This is a genomic window from Haloferax sp. s1, from assembly GCF_058382125.1.
In genome coordinates this window covers 1-561 of the sequence record NZ_JBZRPK010000012.1, presented here as the reverse complement: position 1 = coordinate 561, position 561 = coordinate 1, and the positions used below count along the sequence as shown (strand labels likewise).

The following is a 561-nucleotide window of genomic DNA, read 5'->3' as shown; positions in this document are numbered from 1 at the left end:
GACTCGGACGAGCGATTCGTGAGCTGAGAGGATAGCCCGCGTGCGCTGACCCGTCTTCAATTCATCCGCGAGTCCGTCGGCGTAGTCGAGATCCCTGAACAGCTTGGTCATCGCCGCTGCGACCGGGGTGTCCTCGATATCGGGTTCTACAAACGACGAAGGCTTTTGACCGTCTCCGTTGGGGAGATCCTTCAAACGGTCCCTGAAAGTTCGGGCCAGCGAGTCAGCAAGGGAGACAATCTCCGAGCGGACCTGGCGAGGGTCGTCCATTGACGACTCGTACCTGTCGTACAGGTACTCGGCATCATCCAGCGCGGCTCTCGCCTCTTCGAGGTCGCCTGCGAATTTGCCGACCAATATCGGAGTTTCCTGCTCTCGACTGTATCGCTCGGGCGCGTCTCTCGACCGACGGCCAGCGGAGGCAACCAACACTTCGATTTCTCTGTGAGCCAAAATCGCTCGAATCGGGTCGTCACCGACGTAGCTCCACTGCCCTCGGAAGGCGTCGATGTCAGACCGAATCTGTGGGACGGACTTCCGAACGTCGGCGAACGCCAACCC

Annotated in this window: 1 pseudogene; it reads right to left on the bottom strand. The window is 60.1% G+C overall.

Annotated features, from left to right (window positions below):
- Nucleotides 1-561 (bottom strand): annotated as a pseudogene (locus tag QT222_RS00055) (hypothetical protein); the annotation flags it as partial.